Source organism: bacterium (genome assembly GCA_009926305.1).
Classification (GTDB): Bacteria; Bdellovibrionota_C; UBA2361; order UBA2361; family RFPC01; genus RFPC01.
On the sequence record RFPC01000135.1, the window covers coordinates 1 to 3,869 of the forward strand.

Sequence of the window (3,869 nt, forward strand, 5' to 3'; positions counted from 1 at the left end):
GACATTAGATTATATATTATTAATAAAAAAGGGGAGGAATTAAATTCCTCCCCTTATTATACTGAAATAAGCCAGATATGACTACATCAAGTGCTTAGTTATTCCTCACTCTTTCTAGAGTAACTCTAACTATATCTGCCGAAAGATCATCACCACTTCTATCTAGCTCGCTAGCAATTTTGCTAAGCTCACTACATACTGCAGCTTTGCTCTGAGCCTCTTTTCTAAAATCATCAACAATGCTTAAGGCAGTTGCCTCAACAACATCTGCTGCAAATCCTTCGTTTTTGCTTCTTAAGCTTGATGCAATTTTGCTCAGACCATCCATGATTTTTGCATGCTTATCACTTAGGTTGTCATAAGCATCCAGCTCAGCAACATCATCATCAATTGAATCTGACGCCATGCTAACACCCTCATCTGAGGTTTCAATTAGCATATCAGCGATATCATCCTCTAGCTCTACATCACTAGCCATTGACTCTTGAACATCAGCTTCGCTGACCTCTTCCATGGATGCTTTCTTGCTTATTTTTGGCTCAAGATTAGCTCCAAGAATTCTTGCGAACTCTTGGGCTAGACTATCTCCATTATTGTTTAAACTATGCATTATTACCTCCGATTAATCCCATAGGGATGAAAGCGAATCGGCAGTTAAAGCAGTAGCTGTGCTGTTGGAAGCAGAATCATCCTCAACACCAATGTTTACTCCACCAAGATCTGATGCAATCTTCATGTTTCTTACTGGTCTAGCACTTGCAATGCTTCTCTTGAATGACTCAAAGGCTCTATCATCAAAGTCCATGATCTCATCAACCTGCTTGTCGAGAGCAGTCTTTGTGGTTGGAAGAAGACCCTTTCTCTGCATGTCAAGACCAACATCATAAGCTCTTCTTAGCTTAACTCTATAGGCCTCTCTCGCATCAGACTCATGCGCTTCTTTCATTTTTGCAGCTAAAGCATCCTTTAGAGGATTAGCGTGAGTCTCATCGGCAGCCTCGTCGGCAACCTCATCAGCAGCCTCGTCATCCATGTCTGCTACATTATCTTCCTGAGCGGACTTTAGAAGACCTTCTCTAGCAGCCCTTCTGTCTTGCAAAACTCTATCCTCAGCCTGCTTTAGAAGATTCTCTCTTCTGCTTCTTCTAAGGTCCATTGCAGCGCTAATAAGCTCGCTAACACCACCATCATCAGCAGCATCCTCGGCCATATCGGCATCTTCAACCATGCAGTCAGCAGCATCATCGGCCATATCGGCATCCTCAGCGTAAGAGGCTGCGTCATCCATCATATCCTCAGCCATGTGACCTCTCATTGCCTCTGCGAATCTGAACAGACCCTTTACCTCTCCGGAAATCTGATCGGCATCGCGAATGGCCTCACTGGCAAGCTTCTTAAATTCTCTTGCCTGAGATCTTGATAGCTTGGAGATATTCTCATAGGTCTCACCAACCATGGCAAGCTCATCAGCAGAACTATCTAGCTTGGCATGAGCAACCTTTAGGTTGTTTAGAAGCTCTCTTGAGAGTGCTGTCATTTCAGTCTCAACCTGCTCTTCGCCCTTGTTTTTTCCGGTAAACACGTTTACATCAACATCGGCCATTCTCTGGTCCTGCAGCTGATCAACCAAGTCTCTTACCTCTCCAATCATCTTCTCCATATCAGAAAGTCTGGTATCAATTCCAGCGGCAGGATCCTCCTCTTCCTCTTCATCTTCCATTGGAGGCATATCATCCATTGGAGGAAGATCATCCATTGGAGGTGCTTCATCCATTGGAGGAGCCTCTGGAGCAGGAGCGCCGGCATCTGGAGCGGGAGCTTCGCCGCCAGGAAGCTCTAGATCCTGTGCTGACTTTAGGAGGTTTGAAACAGAAACTAATCCAGCCTGTCTAATCTGGGTGCAAACTTCTTTACCGTACTCCCTGCTTCTTAGCCAGTTCCAGTTATCATCTAGCTCTGGTCCAAAAATCTCGGATGCCTTTGCCTGAATAACCTTTTTGTCGCCAGCAAAAACCTGGAATACTGAATTTGCTCTATCAACGCCGCCCCTCTTATTTGTTTTTACAAGAAATCTTGTGCTTAAAGAAGGACCGTTATAAGCAGACTTTCTTAGGCCGCCCTTATCATTAGCTCTGCTATGCTTCTCTTTTGCCTCTGCATCTCCGGGCATCATTCCGGTGTCTCCACCCATATTGCCATCTTGATGCATGTGCTTGTCGTGATCCCAGCCAAACTGCTCGCTCTTATAAGTATTTGGCTCTCTTCCCTCTGAACCACCCTGCATGTAGGCCATTCTCTTTAGCCTTCTCTCTTTAAGCTCTGCACGGCTAAGCTTCTCTTTTACCTCAGAGTCGCCAGGCATCATGCCGGAATCACCACCCATGCTACCATCCTGGTGCATCTGCTTATCGTGATCCCAGCCAAACTGCTCGCTCTTAAATGTGTTAGGCTCTCTGCCCTCAGATCCGCCCTGCATGTAAGCAATTCTGCGGCGAAGCTCAGCTCTCTTTTTTAACCTTGACTCGTTCATAATGTCCTCCAAAATTGAACTAATTGTTAAATTATCAAAATCAACGTCATTCATAGAACCATCTCTAATATTAACGTCTTTGTTATTTGCGGTTACCGCCACAGGCGCTTCGCCGGACGGAAGTGATTGTGCTAAAAGGTCTCCATCAGTTTGAAAATCCGAATTCTCTTCGGATGGAGCAGCATTTCCAGTGAGACCAACCCTGGAGGATGCTGCACTAAACTCGCTTAAATTTCCTGGAAGCTTGCTACCGGATATACTTTCTCCGGAAGTAAAGGCTTCGCCAGAAGGAACACTAACTTCACTTAAGTTTGATGATCTTATAGCATCAGCTACCTTCTCTTTTATATCAGAGGGAATATCATCTTCTGCAAGAATAGCGGCAGCTTCAGCGAGATTTCTTGCAGCTTCAGTATCTGTTTCTGCAGACTTTATTAAGCCATTATTAGCCAAAAAGCTTGTAACAATGCGCCGTCTGTCGCTTATAGAGCAGCCATCTTCGCCACATGCAGTTTTCATTATTCCATCTAAATGCTTTGCCTGATTCTCTGAGAGCTTTCCTAGCATTTCAGGAACGTTTTTAACACCATAATTTATAAACTCTTCTCTATACTCATTTAGAGAAGCTATACACTTTAGAAGAACTGCACCAGGCTCGGCAGGAGTTACCACTAAGCTATACTCTATTGGCTTTAGTCCAACATTTATTTCGCCATGCGCAGCTCTGCTGATAATATGCTGACAATATTCGTTCTGGTTTGTTGCTTTGTTTGAACACTCGGTACAAACAGATACCTCAACAGCGGTCCCCATTGAACCATAGCGAACAAGTCCAGATTCGACTTTTGCCGCCAAAGAAGGATAGTTAACCTTATCTAGAGCGCATAGGCCAACTACCTGCTTGTATTTTTCATCATAATATGTATCAAGAATAATTCCCCTAATCCCATCAACAGAGCTTGACTCATGATCTCTGCAGAGTGGCTTACCAATCCATAATGGTGTAGCAATCTTTAACTGAGACTCTGGAAAAATATCTTTGTTATTATTTCTGTGTGGCTTTACGTTTCCGTGCCATTTCCAGTTTTCATCAAAAAATCCCCAAGCATCTTCGTTTCCAACTTTTTTAATATTACCTTTATCATCTAAAAGGGCTGACTCAGCAGCCTTTAAGAAGATAATTGAGAAATATAAAAAGTCATCAGATCTTGGGGCAACACTCTTTAGGTTTTTTGCTAACTTAGTAAATTTCTTTACTATCTCTGGATTAGCTTTTACTTCTTCATCCGAATAAGTTCTTGTATTATTATCTGGAGAAAAACATATTTTTTTAAACATA

The 3,869-nt window shown here is 43.2% G+C and carries 2 protein-coding genes; both read right to left on the bottom strand.

The annotated features are described in order from the left end of the window. Positions 1 to 94 precede the first annotated feature (94 nt). A complete protein-coding gene (locus tag EBR25_12715; GenBank protein NBW41846.1) occupies positions 95 to 610 on the bottom strand; it encodes a hypothetical protein in 516 nt (171 codons plus the stop codon). A gap of 12 nt (positions 611 to 622) precedes the next feature. Then, positions 623 to 3,868, bottom strand: a complete 3,246-nt coding sequence (locus EBR25_12720; protein NBW41847.1) for a hypothetical protein — start codon at positions 3,866 to 3,868, stop codon at positions 623 to 625. Between the last annotated feature and the right edge of the window lies 1 nt (position 3,869).

Coding starts and splice junctions, on each gene's coding strand:
- EBR25_12715 (NBW41846.1), bottom strand. CDS start 610: ATGCATAGTTTAAACAATAATGGAGATAGTCTAGCCCAAGAGTTCGCA.
- EBR25_12720 (NBW41847.1), bottom strand. CDS start 3,868: ATGTTTAAAAAAATATGTTTTTCTCCAGATAATAATACAAGAACTTAT.